The organism is Microbulbifer sp. TB1203 (genome assembly GCF_030997045.1).
Classification (GTDB): Bacteria; Pseudomonadota; Gammaproteobacteria; order Pseudomonadales; family Cellvibrionaceae; genus Microbulbifer.
Map to the genome: position 1 here is coordinate 4,645,834 of NZ_CP116899.1, position 17,495 is coordinate 4,663,328.

The following is a 17,495-nucleotide window of genomic DNA, read 5'->3' on the forward strand; positions in this document are numbered from 1 at the left end:
CATTCAATGTAAACGTTTACAATAAGTGGCCGGGCGAGCCACTTCGATCATTGTGCCGCTTCATCTGAACGCGGTATGCAAGGTTCACATTGGCTCGGACTTGAGATCAATTTTGTTGTGTTATCTATTTTTTTTGGGATTTTGTAACCTGATTCGGCCCGCCATTGTTCGCTTGGCAATTGCGCCTTTATCTGCGCATTTGGTAGCGCTATCATCAACCGGGATGAGAGGACGAGGGCGTGAAGCGATTTACGGCCGATTTCGCCGAAGGGATGAAGGCGATGGTTTTCACAATTCCTTCGCAACGAATAACAACGATAAAGACGGAGCAAGCTATGCCACAAGCGGCATCATCATCACCGGCGGCACCGGCCGCGGTCCCCGAGCAGGCAGTTTCGGATAATCCCCGGCTTGCCCGCCTGGGCCTGGGCGAAAAAGCCGGCTTCGCCATCGGCGATTTCGGTTTCAACCTCTACTGGACCAGCATCGCCTCCTTTCTCGCGGTTTTCTATACGGATGTGTTCGGGCTGCCCGCCGCGGTCGCCGGCACCATGCTGCTGGTGACCAAGATCGTCGATGCGCTCACCGATCCGGTGGTGGGCGCGCTGGCGGACCGCACCCGCAGCCGCTGGGGCAAATTCCGCCCCTGGCTGCTGCTGGGCGCCCTGCCCATGGCCGGCGCCGGCGTTTTGACCTTCACCACACCGGATCTCGGCGACAGCGGCAAGATCGTCTACGCCTATATCACCTACAGCGCCATGATGCTGGCCTACTCGGTGCTGAGCACCCCCTATTCCTCCCTGTCCGGGGTGATGACCGCTCACCCGCAGGAGCGCAACACCCTGATCAGTTTCCGCTTTATCGCCGCCTTTGCCGGCATGACCTTCGTCAACAAATACACACTGCCGCTGGTGGAGTGGCTGGGGCAGGGGGACGAGCAGCTGGGCTGGCAACTGACCATGGCGCTCTACGGGGCAATGGCCTGCGCGATATTCGCCGTTACCTTTTTCTCCACCAGGGAGCGCATAGTGCCGCCGCCGACGCAGAAGACCCGCGTGCGGGACGACCTGCGGGACCTGCTGCACAACCGCCCCTGGCTGATCCTGATTGCACTGGCGATGGTGATCATGCTCACCATCACCCTGCGCGGCGGCTCCTCCTATTACTACTTCAAGTACTACGTGGAACGGCCGGACCTGATTTCCAACTACCTGGCGGCGCAGGCACTGGCGCTGGCCGCCGGCGCGGCGCTGACCCCGCTGCTGACCCGCTATGTGGACAAGACGCGCCTGCTGGTGATTCTGATGGTAATTGTCGGCACTCTATCCGCGGCTTTTTATTTCGTGCCGAAAGACGCCATCTGGATGATGTTCACCCTGAATATCCTGATCAGCCTGGCCCTGGGGCCGAAATCGCCCCTGGCCTGGTCCATGTACGCGGACAGCGCCGACTACAACGAGTGGCGCACCGGCCGGCGCGCCACCGCCATGACCTTTTCCGCCGCCACCTGCGCGCAGAAACTGGGCGGCGCCCTCGGTTCGGCACTGATGCTGTGGACCCTGGCGGCCTTCGGCTATGTGGCCAATGAGGTGCAGGCGCAAGCCTCGCAAACCGGCATCGCCCTGCTGCAGACGGTGGTCCCCGGCGTCTTCGCCCTGCTGGCCGCGCTGTTGGTGAGCTTCTATCCCCTGAATAACGCGAGGCTGGAAAAAATCCAGGCGGAAATCCGGGAGAGGGAACTCGCGCGTGAGTAGAACCGGACATCTGTAGGAGCGGCGGGGCGGCCATCCGACATGCCCGCGATCGATCTCTCTTCGTAGCGAGGCCGTCGCGGGTATGTCGGATGGCCGCCCCGCCGCTCCTACCGTGTGGTTCTTCTAAATCATTGCAGCTTCCCTATGGGGAGCAGTTATACCGGAGGTATTGTGAGTAATATGGAAAACCCGTCGGATCTCGTGAGCAGCGCCGAGGATGGCAGCCGTTGCCGGCTGCACAGCCCCACCGCCATGCCCGCCGCCGGCGCCTTCCTGTGGAACCGGCGCATGATGATCCAGGCCAACTGCCGCGGCTTTGCAGTGGCGCGGTTTATGCAGCCGGAACCGGCCAGCTATGCCCGTGGGCCCAACATAGAAGCCACCACTTTTATGCAGCCGGAGCAGCCGTATTATGCCCACCACCCCGGCCGCTTTCTGTATATCAAGGACGAGCAGAGCGGAGCGCTTTTCTCCGCACCCCACGAGCCGGTGCGCGCGGCACCCGACAGCTTTTGCTTTACTGCGGCGCCGGAAGAAATTACCTGGGAAGTGCAAAAGCACGGCCTGCGCGCCTCCATGGGGCTCAGCCTGCCCGTCGACGAGGTGGTGGAGCTGTGGCAGTGCGAAATTGCCAACACCTCCGCGGAGGCGCGGGTTGTTTCCGTCTATCCCTATTTCCCCGTCGGCTATATGAGCTGGATGAACCAGTCCGCCGAATACCGGGCCGACCTGGGTGGCATCGTCTGCTCCAGCGTGACGCCCTACCAGAAGGTCGAGGATTATTTCAAAAACCGCGATTTCAAGGACAAGACCTTTTTCCTGCACGAAACATCTCCGGAGGCCTGGGAGGCGTGCCAGCAGGCTTTCGAGGGTGAGGGCGGCCTGCACAATCCGGATGCCGTTCAAAAGCCGTTGCTCGGCTGCGGAGATGCGCGCTACCAGATGCCGGCGGCGGTGTTGCAATACCGTCTTCAATTGCAGCCGGGAGAAAGCCGCACCCTGCGTTTCCTGTTCGGCCCCGCCCGCGACGAAGAGGAAATTCTTGCGCTGCGCGAGCGGTATCTCTCCGCCGACGGATTTACCGCGGCCGCGGACGGTTACCGGCGCTACCTGGAGCAGGGGCGCGGCTGTCTCCACATTGATACACCGGACAGGGAACTGAATCATTTCGTCAACCACTGGCTGCCGCGCCAGGTTTTCTATCACGGCGACGTAAACCGCCTGACCACCGACCCGCAGACCCGCAACTACCTGCAGGATCATATGGGCATGGCCTATATCCGCCCGCAGACCGCGCGCGAGGCATTTTTACACGCCCTGGCCCAGCAGAAGCCGGACGGCGCTATGCCGGACGGCATACTGCTCGATGCGAATTCGGAGCTGAAATATATCAACCAGGTGCCGCACACGGACCATTGCGTGTGGCTGCCGGTTTGCCTCAGTGCCTACCTGGATGAGACCGGCGACTATGCCCTGCTGGACGAGCCCGTGCCCGGGCAGGGCGGTCGCAGCGTTTTCGAGTGCGTCAGCCGGGCTCTGGAACACTTGGCGGCGGCGCGGGACGAGCGGGGCCTCAGTTACATCAACCAGGGTGACTGGTGCGACCCGATGAATATGGCCGGCTATCGGGGAAAAGGTGTCTCCGGGTGGCTGTCCCTGGCCGCGGCTTACGGACTGAAACTCTGGGCGCAGATCTGTGTGCAGCGGAATGAAGGTGCACTCGCAGAAAAATACCTCTCCACGGCGGAGGAAATCAATCGCGCGGTAAACCGCCACCTGTGGGACGGCGACTGGTTCGCGCGCGGTATCACCGACGAGGGCGTCGCTTTCGGTGTGCGCGACGATCGCGAGGGACGCATCTATCTCAACCCGCAGAGCTGGGCGCTGCTCTCCGGCGCCGCGGACGACGGACAGCGCGCGCGCATGCTGCGCGCCGTTGAAGAACAACTGGAAACCCCCTTCGGCCCGGTGATGCTCGCGCCCGCCTACACCGCCATGCGCGAAGACGTGGGCCGGCTCACCCAGAAGCACCCGGGCAGTGCGGAAAACGGTTCCGTGTACAATCACGCGGCGATTTTTTATATCCACAGCCTCTACGGCGTCGGCGAAAGCGATATAGCCTGGAGTTTGTTGCGGAAAATGATTCCCGGCCCCGATCCGGAGGACCTGCTGCGGCGCGGCCAGTTGCCGGTATTCGTGCCCAATTACTACCGCGGCGCCTGGCACCAGTACCCGGAGCACGCGGGTCGCTCCAGCCAGCTGTTCAACACCGGAACCGCCGCCTGGCTGTACCGCTGCGTGCTGGAGCAGCTGTTCGGATTGAAAGGAGAGCGGTCGGGCCTGCGCATAGCGCCACAGCTGCCGTCGCACTGGCAGCGGGCGCGGGTGGAACGCCATTTCCGCGGCGCCGTCTTCGAAGTGGATTTTATCCGCGCGGCGGAGGCGGAAAAGCAGCGCGTGGAGCTGGACGGAGTTCCTTTGCGCGAGCCTTTGATCAGTCCGATAGAAGCGGGACGCCGCTACCAGCTGCGCATATTACTGCCCGCCACCAACGCTTCTTCACCCGTAGGGTGCGCCATGCGCACCGAACCGGCATCGGTTTGAATAGCTGCCCGGTGCGCACTATACCCTTGTAGGAGCGGGCCATGCCCGCGATCAGAGCCTGTTCGCGGGCATGGCCCGCTCCTACAGGGAAACGCTGTGCCTGAAAAAGAACACCGAAACCATTGGGGATTAAAGAAAGATCATGTTCATTAAATTTGCGACTTTTTATGCCGGGCTGATTTTCCTCGCCCAGGGCGCGATCGCGGCGAGTCCGGTTATCGCCGAAGGCGCGGAACTGAAACTGGTATCGAGCGACTTCGCGTTTACCGAAGGCCCGGCCGCGGACAAGGAGGGCAATGTATTTTTCACCGACCAGCCGAACAACAAAATCTGGAAGTACGGCGTCGACGGAAAACTCTCCCTGTTTATGGACGACGCCGGCCGCGCAAACGGCCTGTATTTCGATGGCGACGGCAAGCTGCTGGCCTGCGCCGATGACAAGGGGCAGCTGTGGAGCATCGGTCCGGGCGGGGAGATCAGCGTACTGCTGGAAAATTTCGACGGAAGGCGGCTAAACGGCCCCAACGACCTCTGGGTTGCTCCCGATGGCGGCATCTACTTTACCGATCCGTTTTATCTGCGCGACTACTGGGACAGAAGCGAAAAAGAGATCGAAGCCGAAGCCGTCTACTATCTCCCTCCAGACCGCAAGCAAGTCGTCCGCGTTGCCGGCGACCTGGTGAAACCCAACGGGATTATCGGCAGTGCCGACGGCGGGAAACTGTACGTGGCCGATATAGGCGCGAACAAAACTTACGTCTACTCGGTGGTGGAAGACGGGCGCCTGTCCGACAAAAGGCTATTCACCGAAATGGGCTCCGATGGCATGACCCTGGATGCGCAGGGCAACCTGTATTTAACCGGCAAGGGCGTTACCGTGTTCGACAGCGAAGGCCGGCAGGTGGAGCACATCCCGGTGCCCGAAGACTGGACCGCCAATGTCACCTTCGGCGGCGAACAGCGCAGAACACTGTTTATCACCGCCATGGATTCCGTCTACACCCTGGAAATGCGCGTCGCCGGTCTTTAGCTTCAGGTTGCGATTTAGGGGCTCGGAAAAAACTCGGTGTTCCCTGGTCCCCTGAATATCGTCATTCCGGCGAAAGCCGGAATCCAGGGCGGGGTGATTTCTCCGGGTTCCGGGTAAAGCGCGCTGCTCTGGTGAGTTGCCGGAGTGACGAAATGGGTTTGTCCAGACGCTTCTTAGGCTATCCTTATTCGTTAGTGCCGGGATTATTCCCGAAATCCTGAATACCTGGGCGAAGACAGGCCAACCTTATGCCATTCAGTTGGTAGTGTTCAGAATTCTGTGTCATTTCTTTACCATACGCAAAAAAGAGATGACTCATGACCAAACCTACATTCGACATGGATGCCGCTGTCAAGGCGCTGCGTGAGGGCAAAGACCTCAGCGGCAAAGACGGCATCCTGACCCCACTGATCAAACAACTCACCGAAGCTGCCATGAAGGCGGAGCTGGAGGAGCACCTCGCCAGCGAGGACAAGCCCAACCGCAAGAATGGCACCACGTCCAAAACTATGAAAAGTCCCGCTGGCAGCTTCGAGCTGCAGGCGCCGCGGGATCGGGCTGGCACCTTCGAGCCGCAGATCGTCAAGAAGCACCAGACCCAGCTTACCGACGAACTAGAGCGCAAGATTATCGCCCTATTTGCTCTGGGTAACAGCTACCAGGACATCCGTACACACATTGCCGAAATCTACGGAATGGAACTCTCCAACGGCACCATCAACGCAATCACAGACAAGCTGCTGCCCGAGCTTCAGGCATGGCGTGAGCGCGATCTGGAGGCCGTCTATCCCATCGTCTGGCTGGACGCCATCCATTACAAAATCAGGGAAAATGGCCGCTATGTCAGCAAGGCCATCTACACCATTCTTGGCCTGAACATCGAAGGCAAGAAAGAGCTGCTGGGGCTCTATCTGTCCGACCAGGAGGGCGCCCATCACTGGCTGAGCGTACTTACCGACCTCCATAACCGCGGGGTCAAGGACATCCTGATTGCCTGTGTAGACGGCCTGAAGGGCTTCCCTGAAGCCATCGAGAGCATCTATCCCAACACCGAGATCCAGCACTGCATCATCCATCAGATCCGCAACTCGATGAAATACGTCGCCTCAAAAAATCAGAAGGTCTTCATGGCCGACCTCAAGTGCATTTACAAAGCGGCAACGCTCACTGCCGCCGAGAGCGCCCTGGACGAGCTGGAGGCCAAGTGGGGCGATAAGTACCCAATGGTGATCAAGTCCTGGCGCAGCAAGTGGCCGACCCTGTCGGCCTACTTCAAATACCCGGATTACGTGCGTACGGCGATTTACACCACCAACGCCGTCGAGGCTGTCCACCGCCAGTTCCGCAAGCTGACTAAGACCAAAGGCGGCTTTGCCAATGAGAACAGCTTACTCAAGCTGCTCTATGCCGGTATACTGAAAGCCTCCGAGCGATGGACGCATCCGATTCAGAACTGGAACCTGACGCTATCACAGCTGACGATCCACTTCCCGGACCGCCTGGAGAAATACATCAGCCTGTGAGACTATTTGGCTGACACAGAGTTTTGAACACCCTCATTCAGTTTCCTCGCTGCAGAAAATCTGTGCGTCCAGCGTCTTCTTTGGCTCTTTATCCAGACTTCCCGCCGGCACGACCAGAGCTTTACCGCTTTTTGACACATAAGGTAAAGCTGAACCGCAATGAATACAGAAAGCTTGGGAAAAGGTCCTGGTCGGATGATCATAACGCTTTACCGAATCGAAACCTTTTTTCCATTTGATATTATCAGGACGAGTGAATAGATTGCTGGCATGAGCCGAACCTGTCATTTTCCTGCACTGTTCACAGTGGCAAAAATAGAAATTTTCAAAATCGTCTTCAACAGAAAACAGAACTTCACCGCAAACACAGCCACCAGTAATCACGTCTTTCATACTGCATCCTTATGCATCTATGGATATATGCGCTCAGGCACTAATGCTCCTTTGCAGCGCCTCGTTAGCTGGATCGGAGCCGATCGGCCATGAGCTCCCCGGGCTGATTGAGTTTCAAATATGCCAGGCCGAGTAACACACCTACGAAGAATCCAGTTACATGGCCAGGCTTAGGGTAGCCTGCATAAATGAAATCTAGCGTAAGTGCAGGAGCTATAGAAAAAAGCAAGACGCTATAAAATTTCCAAGAATTTTCAATTTTCTTGACCGCCAAAACCAAGCCAAAGGCCGCGATCCCTAAAGTAGCTTGGGAAGCACCCGTCCCTAAGTTCCAGGGTGGATCTACGGAAAGTGTGCTGGCTAAAGTTCCAATTGTTCCTGGTACGAACCAGATAAAGAAAAATTGGACAAAATTAACGTGACGTTCAATAAAAGTCCCTAGAGCCAAAAGAGACAGAACACTGTAAAGCATGTGTAATTGCTTGCTATGTATCATTTGAGATGCGAATAGCCTCCAGAGCTCAAAGTTTTTCAAGTGCTCGAAGGTAATACCGCCGTACTCTTCCAGTTGAATGATTTTCGTCTTCCCAAAGAAAGCGCCATTTATCTCGTAGCAAACAAACAATGAATAGGCAAAGGTAGCCAGTGAAATGATAATTGTACAATATGGGACTTTATATTCTTTCATGTGCTACTCACAGCTAATGCCGCATTGAGGCTGTAAATAATTCTGTGTAACCGCCCGTACCAGTTGGTTACTGGTAATCGGTCAAGCGATCACCAAATTCAATCATAAAACGGTTCAGTGCTGGCTTCCAGTTGCGGATGGGCATCGTCCACTTTTTCGCTGCGGACTGCATGGCCAAGAAGACTACCTTCATCGCCGAGTCGTCCGTTGGGAACACCTTCCGCTGTTTCGTCGCCTTGCGGATAACGCTGTTTAGGGACTCAATGGCGTTGGTGGTGTAGATCACTTTCCGGATCTCTGGCGGATACTCAAACAGAGTGATCAGGTTTGGCTAGTGGGTTGCCCAGGACTTGCTGATCTGCGGGTACTTGTCGTCCCACTTCTCCGCAAAGCGCTCCAGCTCCGCGTGTGCTGCCGTTTCGGTAACTGAGGTGTAGACCTCCTTCAGGTCAGCCGTTACGGCCTTGTAGTCCTTCCAGGAAACGTATTTCAGCGAGTTACGGATCATGTGCACAATGCACAGTTGAACCTTGGTCTCCGGGTATTCCGCCGCGATGGCTTCCGGGAAGCCTTTCAGGCCATCCACGCAGGCGATCAGGATGTCTTGCAGTCCGCGGTTCTTCAGCTCGGTGAGTACGGATAGCCAGAACTTGGCGCCTTCCGTTTCCGCCAGCCACAGACCCAGCAGCTCCTTCTGTCCCTCCATGTTGACGCCAAGGGCGACGTACATGGCCTTGTTGATGACCCGCTTGTTCTGGCGGATTTTCAGAACGATGCAGTCCAGGTAGACAATCGGGTAGACGGCATCAAGGGGGCGGCTCTGCCACTCGGTGACCGTCTCCATGACCTGCTCGGTGACCTTGGAGACGAGTGTTGCCGAGACGTCCGCATCGTACATCTCCTTGAAAGCATCCACGATATCGCGGGTGCTCATCCCTTTCGCGTACAGCGCCAGAATCTGGTTGTCCATCTGCGTCAGGCGGGTTTGCCCTTTGCGCACAAACTGGGGCTCGAAGGTGCCAGAGCGGTCTCTGGGGGCATTGATCTCGACTTCGCCGTGCTGGCCCTTCAGGCGTTTGGAGCTGGTGCCGTTGCGGCTATTGCCGGAACCACGCCCTACTGGATCATGCTTGTCGTAGCCCAGGTGGTCGTCCAGCTCCGCGCCTAGCGCCGCCTCCACTGTCATCTTCACCAGCTTCTGGGTAAGGTCGTTCAGGTCGGCCTCGGACTTGACGCCCTTGGCCAGCTCAGTGACGTGGGCTTTGAGTTGTTGTTCCAGGTCGTGGTTTTTCATTGTTCTGCTCATAGTATCCTCTGGTGCAGAGTACGGAGGCATGAGCAGTTACACAATTTAATTTACAATCTCGCCGCATTCGGGGGCGGGCTGCAGTATGCGGCTTTTGTGCGATAATGCGACCGCAGCGAGCCACACAAAAGGTGCATACTCTAGCCCGTCCCCTGCAACGCTTGGTTAGCAGCCGGACTACTCCAGGTCTAGCTGGAAATCCTCTTTGGCTGCAATTTTTATGGAGTTCAGAACTCCTTCTAGATCCTGGAGTTTCTCATCATAGGAAAGCTGCTTATCTTCATCGGTTTCCATTGACGATAGCTTTTCAAGACGATTTTCATAATGCTTAAGTGCCTCCCATAAAATATGGTACTCACTTACAATAGGACGAAAACCTTTAGACGGCATTGACACCACTCCCTGCGACTAACAACTCTACTTTTGAACGATCAAGACCAAGCTCTTCCATAGCTCCAAGGTATTTTCTTAGAGACATTGTCTTAGAAGGCGCAATCATATAATGCCCTTCATGACCAGGTCGTTGATCCTTGACCAAAACTAACTCTGGAGGCAAAACTGCTCCCTTCTTTATTCTCCATACTTTTTTTCCCGGCTTGGCCATAATTTTTGTTAGATGATCAAACGCAGAAAATCCATTGCCATTAGCGACAACAGTTTCAATTCCATCTCGAACGATTATCTGTACATCTCGCTTCGCTCGATCTTCTGTAAAGGCTGGCCAAGTAGCATTGCCCATACGATACAGATCCTTCGTAAACTCCACCACATCCATGATGTAAAGATCTTCCATTGCAATCATTCCTGATTCTCCTTGTCCTACTTGCGGTTATTAAATATCCACTGCTAACATTTGTATAGTGGTCCCTGAGGCCGTTTTGCCCCAGGCCGATATCTCTTTGTGAAATTTCGCACAGAATGCCCGCAAAAGTCCCGCCACGTCAAGGTTAAAAGGTCCTGGTCGGATGATCATAACGCTTTACCGAATCGAATCCTTTTTCCCATTTGATATTATCGGGACGAGTGAATAGATTGCTGGCATGAGCCGAACCTGTCATTTTCCTGCACTGTTCACAGTGGCAAAAATAGAAATTTTCAAAATCATCTTCAACAGAAAATAGAACCTCACTGCAAACACAACCACCAGTAATCAAGTCTTTCATACTGCATCCTTATGCGTCTATGGATATGTGTGCTCAGGGCACTAAACCCTCAATCAGTCGACGCTCTAGCGGTTGGCTGAATTGGCTTTTTAGCTTCCAACTTGACGGCTGGCTGCCCATACAGTGAGAATGATTGAATATCGTCATCTTTCATAAACGAAACTTTAATCCCTGAATTTTGATGGATAAATTCAAGCTCATCACCAACAATAGGATCAAGCTTATATTCATCGCCATTAGGGAAAAATAATGAAACCTGTTTTCTGTCTTCATCAAAACCTACCGAAAGTTCTATTTGTTTGTTCCACTTATATTTTCCCGTTAAATCACGAAGTGTTTGCGCATCGACCTGCTTGCGATAGGCGGTAGTTTGTTTAAAGCTGTGCCAGTTGTATATTTGGGATGCGGTTAACAAGAGTTCATTTCCTAATGCAATACCATTATCTGAGTTCATTAAGTAAACCAAGCCATTTCCGCTGGTAAGGCTTATAGTCATGCCTGAGCGGTAACCGGCTGTTCCCCCATAATGAGTGATTGAGATGTCATCGGCATGTTGTTCTACTCTAAAGCCATACACATGGCCATCTCGCTGATGACTAATTAACTCTTTAATCTCAGATTGAGAAAATAAAGAACTTTTCCCTTGATAAGCTTTGTAAATTTCAATTAGAAATTTAGCCATATCAACAGCGTTACTCCAAAGCCCAGCCGCAGCTTGCTCCGGCTGGTTTCGCCAACCACCATCTAAAACTTCTCCTGAATGCTTGTAGCCTTTAGCTACTTGTGCATACATTGATGATGGTAATGGTTGAGAAAAATCAGAATGTTCCATGCCGATAGGGTCAAGAATCCAGTCTCTCATAATGACTGAAAACTCACTCTTGTAAATATCTTGAAGTGCTAATTCAGCTAACGTATAAGCGCCCCCTGAGTATGCTAGATTTTCATTTGGAGGCATAACGACGGCTATTGGAGGTGAATTTGCACCTGAGCTTCCTTTTAATATATCCAAATCAGAAGGTAACTCTTGCCCTTGTATATATCCTTCGTAACCACCAGGTGTAATACCTGAAGTGTGTGAGAATATATTCCTGAAAGTGACAGGATTTTCAATTGTTTGCTTGCCAACTGGGAGTTCAAATTTTTTTAAATATTGTTGGATATCTGTATCAAAATCTATCTTGCCGGCAGAATGCATACGTACAGCAGCCAGAAAAGTAACTGGCTTAGATAGAGAGGCTGCTTGAAAAAGGCTTGTGCATTTTAACGATGGCTGTTTGGTAAAGCTCTTATTTTGATAAATTTCAGTCCATTCAATACGCCCCCCTTTTATTATTGCAAGAGATAGAGCGGGTATTTTCTGCTCAGACATTTTGCTAGAGATAGAAGCTAAATTTTCTGGTTCCCCCAAAAACTTAACTTTACTACGAATTCCACTCTCTAAAAGAGCTTTACCTTCTGTGAATTCATTAGGGTAAATACATTCTTTCTTTGTGCTGGAATAGGTCAATAACTCATTTTCATTCTGCAATGTAGAGCAAGACACCAAGGCAATGATAAAAATCGGGAAAAAAACACGTTTGTTCATACTCATATAATTACATCATATTCCATAGATGATTACTCATAACATCTGTATTTGGGGCCGTAGTGAGGCGTAGCGGAGCGGAGGTTCCTAGCCGAGAAGCGGCGACAGCATACGCTTGTTAAGCAATTTCCTATCCTGAACCTTTATTTCACTTTCTATTAAGTCGTATAACATTAGGAAATCTTTCTGAAGCCCACTCATGGCATAGATCATCCAAGAATTGCGTTAATTCAGAATTTGCTATTTCTGGAGGTATAAAAATACCAGCATTTCTGCGCTTACCTTCGGACCCTACATAGAAGGTTGACCAGTCTTTGCCCCTTCTTTCTATCAACACTTCCCGGCCAAAGACACTGTACCTGTACGACTCCATGCATTTTCCCTTTGCTTAACATTTATATCGTAGCCTCGAAGGCCGATTTTCCTTGCTCCATATTTCGAGACGCGATTGGCAACAGCATGCTTTGAAGCCCTTTGAACGTCAAGCCTGAAGCCAATATTGTACGATCGTACAATATTGGAAAAGCAGTCCTCAAGACTCATATCCGCATATTCACACTCTCATTTAACGCTTTGATTTTACTTGCCCTTTTGAGCGGTTCCTGTGTCATTTCATAAATATCGCCCCGAAGACCGAAATCCTCTCGCCAATTTGGTCACGTGGGTAAAAATACAAGAGAGAAAAAGCCGGACGCGCAGGGCGTCGGTTTGTGGGAGCCTGCCTTGCAGGCGAAGGGTGTAGACAACGAACATCCGGTTGCCATCCATGGCGAGACGAAGCGTGTTCGATCCGGCCCCAGCCGCGCTATCCATGGTGGGTCGTCAAACCGTGCACAAAGCTTCGCTTTATAAACGCGCGGTTTGGTCCTGCAGGGCGGGCTCCTGCAAGAGGGTTATTCCCTGACTCAACAAAACTGGCTCACCCCTCCACCGGCTCCAACCGGAAAATATCGCTGCCGATCAGCAGATAGGGATAGCCATCCGGTCCACCGCGGACGCCGCGGATGCGGCCGGTGCCGTCCAGCAATACCTGGTCGTCGGTCACTTTGTCGCCGTCGATACGCAGCAGGTGCAATTGCTGCGCGGCCAGGCTGGCCGCCAGCAGGTGGTTGCGCCAGGCGGGGAATTGGTCGCCGGTATAGAAGTCGATACCGGAAACCGCGATAGAGGGGGTCCAGTGGTGTTTGGGGGATTCCATTCCCTCCCGTTGGCTGTGCTCGCTGATAGTGGTGCCGTCGTAGTTGATGCCGAAGGTGACCAGCGGCCAGCCGTAGTTGCGCCCGCGTTGGATCAGGTTTACTTCGTCGCCGCCCCGGGGGCCGTGTTCGACGGCCCAAACGGCGTCGGTCCCAGGCTGCAGGGCCACGCCCTGGGGATTGCGGTGGCCGTAGCTCCACACCGAGGCGGCGGCGCCGCCGGCCGCGGCGAAGGGATTGTCTTCCGGTATCCGGCCGTCGTCGTGCAGGCGGTGGATTTTGCCCCGGGGGTCGCCGGTGTCCTGGGCGCCGTCCTTGTGCCCGCGGTCGCCGACGCTGAAATAGATATAGCCGTCACGTACAACCAAGCGGGAGCCGAAGTGATGGCTGGTGCCGGTATAGAAGCGGTCGGGAGCGCTGTAGATTTTCTCCTGGTCCACCCAGCGCAGTCCCTTCAGCTTTCCGCGCACCACGGTGGTCATTGCTCCGCCGTCGCCGACGCCCGCATAGGTGAGGTAGATCCAGCCGTTTTCCGCATAATCCGGGTGGACGGTGACCCCGAGCAGGCCGCCCTGTCCTTCGTATTTCACCGCCGGTATACCGCTCACCGGGCCCCGGCGCTCCCCGTTTTTGAACAGCCACAACCGGCCCTCCTTCTGGGTGGCGATCGCGGTGCCGTCCGGGAGAAAGTCCATATCCCAGAGTTCCCCCGTCGCGCTGGCCACCGGCTCCAGCCGGAAGCGATGGCCTCCCGCCGATAGGGCGTCGGAGGCGACCCGCAGGGACAGGCCCCGGGGGGTGAGGTCGAACTGTTGGGTGATCCCCTCGTTGCGGCCCGGCTGGTCGCTGGGGGTGAAGCTGTGCAGGTTAAAGATGCCGCTGCCGGCAACGCCGCCAAAACACAGCTGGTGAGGACCTTCCAGTTGCTGCGACAGGCCCACGCGCAGGCTGCGGAAGTTTTCCCAGCCGCCGGTGACAGCGGTGCTCCCCTCCCCCAGGTGGACCGGCTCGCCGTTGCCGGTGTGGGCTATCAGGGCGAAGCGGCCCGGGTCGAGATTACCGTTGGCGTATTCCAGTTCCACGCTCCTGACCCCGCTCAGGTCTATGTCGTCGTAGCAGAGGCTGCTGCCGGTATTGAAGTAACCCACGTAACGCAGGTCGGGATCGGCTTCTGAGTTTACCAACTGATAGCCGGAAGACTGTTCCGGATTCAGGTTCTGCGCGGGAATGGCGGTGCCGGTGAGCGGGGATGTGCCACTGGAAGTCTGGGCGCGGGAGCGGGCGTCGAGTAGTTCCGCCAGCGCGCGGATATCGCTGTCGGACAGTTGCGCGCCGAAGGCGGGCATGCCCCTGTCTGCCAGGCCCTCGCGAATTGTCCTCGCCGCCTGCCCGGCGGGGACAGCCGGTGGTTTGCCGCCGTGGCAGCCGGCGCAGTTGTCCCGGTAGAGATTTTCGGCGGCACCAGCCGCGGTGACCTGCAGGGGTAGGGTCGCGAGAGCGAGGGAGATCGCGAGTGTCGGATATTTCATGGGCTACTTATTGTCTGTTTGTCGGTTGATCTGCCGCTACAGGGTAGATGGGGCGAACAGGCCCAGCTTGTAAAAAAGCGAACAGAAAAACAAGGGTGCGGAGTTCGCAGATACTCTGTTTAAATCAAGCTCGCGTGGACTCGTCATACCGGCGCAGAGCCTGTGCCGGGCTTGATCCGGTACCGGTATCCAGGACTGTGGCTCCTGGGTTCCGGCTTTCGCCGGAACGACGAAATTGCGTTGTTGGGAGCGAACCTTGTGTTCGTCCCTAATGTTCGCAGCTTGATTCAACAGTGTGTCGGCGGCATTAGCGTTCATGAGCACGCTTAGCTTTGCCCTACAAAGAACTGCTTTTGCCTTTTACCAATCGTGCATGGAGCCATCTTCCAGGCGGTTCACCGGCAAATAAGCTCTCTGGTAGGGATACTGTTCCGCAAGCGGCTCGTCGATATCCACACCCAGCCCCGGTGCGTCGCCGGGGTGCAGGTAGCCATCGGCGAACTGGTATTGGTGAGGGAAGACCGCATCGGTGTCCGCGGTGTGCCGCATATATTCCTGGATGCCGAAATTGGGAATCGACAGGCCGAAGTGCAGTGCCGCGGCCATGGTGACCGGGGACAGGTCGGTGGCGCCGTGGCAACCGGTGCGCACCTTGTACAGCTCGGCGAGGTTGGCGATGCGCTTGAGGTGGGTGATGCCGCCGGCGTGCAGCACGGTGGCCCGGATATAGTCGACCAACTGTTCCTCGATCAATTGCTTGCAGTCCCAGATGGTGTTGAACACTTCGCCCACTGCCAGCGGTGTGGTGCTGTGTTGGCGGATCAGGCGGAAATTGGCCTGGTTTTCCGCCGGCACCGCGTCTTCCAGCCAGAACAACCGGTAGGGCTCCAGGTCTTTGGCCAGCCGCGCTGCCTCGATGGGGGTGAGGCGGTGGTGCACGTCGTGCAGAAGGTGCACGTCCCAGCCCAACTGCTCCCTCGCTGCGGCGAACAGCTCGGGGGCGCTGCGCAGGTATTTTTCCGTGGACCAGAGGTTTTCGGTGGGCAGGTCCGCGTCCGCGGGCTCGTAGAAATCCTTGTCCTTGGAAACGCCGTAGGTGGAGGCGAGGCCGGGCACGCCGGATTGCAGGCGCACCGCGCGATAGCCGCGGTCGATATAGCGTTGCGCTTCCGCCAGGGTGTCCTCGATGGTCACACCGTTGGCGTGGCCGTAGACCATGCAGCCCTCGCGGCAGGCACCGCCGAGCAGTTGGTAGAGAGGCAGGCCCGCGGCCTTGGCTTTGATATCCCACAGGGCCATATCCACCGCGGCGATGGCGGACATGGTCACCGGGCCCCTGCGCCAGTAGGCGCCGCGGTAGAGGTACTGCCAGGTGTCTTCGATTTTGTGCGCGTCGCGGCCGATCAGGCAGGGGATCACGTGGTCGTTCAGGTAGCTGGCCACCGCCAGCTCGCGGCCGTTCAGGGTGGCATCGCCGACGCCGTGCAGGCCGGAATCGGTTTCGATTTTCAGGGTGACGAAATTGCGCCCGGGGCAGGTGATGATCACGCGGGCGGCGGTGATTTTCGACATGGAGTTTCTGTCCTTCGGGATTTGTTTTTACCCCTGTAGGAGCGGGCCATGCCCGCGATCGGAATCTGCTACGTAGCAAGACTGATCGCGGGCATGGCCCGCTCCTACAGGGGAGGAATCAATCAAGGAATTTTGAGGCCCAGCTCGCGCAGTGCGCGCAGGTGTCCCTCGACGGTGTCCTCCCCGGTATAGGCGGCCGCGCGCCATTTTTCCGTGGCGGACATGGATTCGCCGGGGGCGAGTGTGTGGTAGGGGCCGTGCACTTCCAGTTCCAGCACGCCGCTGCCGGGCTGCGCCGGGTCGGCTTCCAGGTAGAGTTCCACCAGGCTCTGGTCCGGGTGTATGGCGTCGCGAGGCAGCATCGGGAATTCGATCACGAAAAGCTGGTCGTCGGTAAAGGCCGCAAACCAGCCGGCGGCGGGGTGGATAAAGGCCTTTGCCTTGATCTTTTCGCCGCGGGCGAAATCGAAAAATCCGCGCTTGCGTTTTTCTTCATCGGCCTTGGCTTCGCCGGCCATCTCGGGAAATTCCGACAGGCGCAGGTCGCCGTCGAAATCCTTTACCGGCACATAGACCCGGGTTTCCGGCCCCACCCGGGTGTTGAACCAGATATCCCAGCTCACGGCTTCGTCCCGGCGGTTGACGGCTTCCACCCGGTGTTCCAGCGCATCGCCTTGCAGGTGCACCTCCTTGGTGAGCTGCAGGCCGGTGACCGGGCTCACCGGCGAGACGATTTTTGCCGAGGTGTCGGTGAGTTCGGTCAGGGAGTATTTGCTCAGCACGGTGAAAGGGTCCGGCGGCCAGTCCGCCTTCGCGGCGCGGCGTTCGGGATTCACTGTCTGCTGTCCCCACCAGTTGCTCTGGGGCCCCGGCCAGACGATATGGCCGAAGTAGGGGATAAAGCCGGCGTCCGCAGAGACTTCGGGCGCGGGCTGTTCGCGCACCGCCTCGCCCACTTTCAACAGGTTGTCCCGGCCGGCGGCGGCAAACCCCAGGCCGCGGCCGCCCAGTCCGGTGGTGAAACTGTAGCTCAGCTTGTCGTTTTGCAGCCGGTGCACCTCCACCCCGCGGGTGTCCGGATCGGCGCAGGCCGCGGCGGCGGTAAGCAGGCCCGCGAGCAGGCAGGGGATTCTTTTGCTGTTTTTCATG

The 17,495-nt window shown here is 56.3% G+C and carries 13 protein-coding genes and 1 pseudogene; 4 read left to right on the forward strand and 10 right to left on the reverse strand.

Annotation, left to right across the window (positions count from 1 at the left end):
- Nucleotides 1–335 precede the first annotated feature (335 nt).
- The 4 genes from PP263_RS19690 (at nucleotide 336) to PP263_RS19705 (ending at nucleotide 6,911) form a co-directional block, all read left to right on the forward strand.
- A complete protein-coding gene (locus PP263_RS19690) occupies nucleotides 336–1,754 on the forward strand; it encodes a glycoside-pentoside-hexuronide (GPH):cation symporter (protein ID WP_308365712.1) in 1,419 nt (472 codons plus the stop codon).
- Nucleotides 1,755–1,934: 180 nt separating this feature from the next.
- Nucleotides 1,935–4,358 carry a GH36-type glycosyl hydrolase domain-containing protein gene (locus PP263_RS19695; protein ID WP_308368641.1) on the forward strand — a complete coding sequence of 808 codons (2,424 nt, stop codon included), beginning with the start codon at nucleotides 1,935–1,937 and terminating at the stop codon, nucleotides 4,356–4,358.
- Nucleotides 4,359–4,500: 142 nt separating this feature from the next.
- On the forward strand, nucleotides 4,501–5,388 hold the full coding sequence (locus PP263_RS19700; RefSeq protein WP_308365715.1) for an SMP-30/gluconolactonase/LRE family protein: 888 nt from the start codon (nucleotides 4,501–4,503) through the stop codon (nucleotides 5,386–5,388).
- A 317-nt stretch (nucleotides 5,389–5,705) separates the two neighbouring features.
- A complete protein-coding gene (locus tag PP263_RS19705; RefSeq protein WP_308364866.1) occupies nucleotides 5,706–6,911 on the forward strand; it encodes an IS256 family transposase in 1,206 nt (401 codons plus the stop codon).
- A 33-nt stretch (nucleotides 6,912–6,944) separates the two neighbouring features.
- On the opposite strand, the gene PP263_RS19710 is transcribed toward PP263_RS19705, so the two are convergent.
- From PP263_RS19710 to PP263_RS19755, 10 genes and pseudogenes are all read right to left on the reverse strand, one after another.
- Nucleotides 6,945–7,304, reverse strand: a complete 360-nt coding sequence (locus tag PP263_RS19710; RefSeq protein WP_308365716.1) for a GFA family protein — start codon at nucleotides 7,302–7,304, stop codon at nucleotides 6,945–6,947.
- 64 nt (nucleotides 7,305–7,368) lie between these two features.
- On the reverse strand, nucleotides 7,369–7,992 hold the full coding sequence (locus PP263_RS19715) for a rhomboid family intramembrane serine protease (RefSeq protein WP_308365717.1): 624 nt from the start codon (nucleotides 7,990–7,992) through the stop codon (nucleotides 7,369–7,371).
- A 67-nt stretch (nucleotides 7,993–8,059) separates the two neighbouring features.
- A pseudogene (locus PP263_RS19720) lies at nucleotides 8,060–9,286 on the reverse strand (IS256 family transposase).
- Between the two features lie 189 nt (nucleotides 9,287–9,475).
- On the reverse strand, nucleotides 9,476–9,688 hold the full coding sequence (locus PP263_RS19725) for a hypothetical protein (RefSeq protein ID WP_308365718.1): 213 nt from the start codon (nucleotides 9,686–9,688) through the stop codon (nucleotides 9,476–9,478).
- The gene (locus tag PP263_RS19730) at nucleotides 9,678–10,100 is read right to left on the reverse strand and encodes a hypothetical protein (RefSeq protein WP_308365719.1); all 423 of its coding nucleotides are present in this window, start codon (nucleotides 10,098–10,100) and stop codon (nucleotides 9,678–9,680) included. The genes PP263_RS19725 and PP263_RS19730 overlap by 11 nt, the downstream gene beginning before the upstream one ends.
- Before the next feature lie 145 nt (nucleotides 10,101–10,245).
- A complete protein-coding gene (locus PP263_RS19735) occupies nucleotides 10,246–10,461 on the reverse strand; it encodes a GFA family protein (RefSeq protein WP_308365720.1) in 216 nt (71 codons plus the stop codon).
- A gap of 49 nt (nucleotides 10,462–10,510) precedes the next feature.
- The gene (locus tag PP263_RS19740; protein WP_308365721.1) at nucleotides 10,511–12,055 is read right to left on the reverse strand and encodes a serine hydrolase domain-containing protein; all 1,545 of its coding nucleotides are present in this window, start codon (nucleotides 12,053–12,055) and stop codon (nucleotides 10,511–10,513) included.
- 913 nt (nucleotides 12,056–12,968) lie between these two features.
- Entirely contained in the window at nucleotides 12,969–14,774 is a 1,806-nt protein-coding gene (locus PP263_RS19745; protein WP_308365723.1) for a PQQ-dependent sugar dehydrogenase, read from the reverse strand.
- 360 nt (nucleotides 14,775–15,134) lie between these two features.
- Entirely contained in the window at nucleotides 15,135–16,346 is a 1,212-nt protein-coding gene (gene manD / locus PP263_RS19750; protein ID WP_308365724.1) for a D-mannonate dehydratase ManD, read from the reverse strand.
- 122 nt (nucleotides 16,347–16,468) lie between these two features.
- On the reverse strand, nucleotides 16,469–17,494 hold the full coding sequence (locus PP263_RS19755; protein WP_308365726.1) for a DUF4380 domain-containing protein: 1,026 nt from the start codon (nucleotides 17,492–17,494) through the stop codon (nucleotides 16,469–16,471).
- Nucleotide 17,495: the final 1 nt, after the last annotated feature.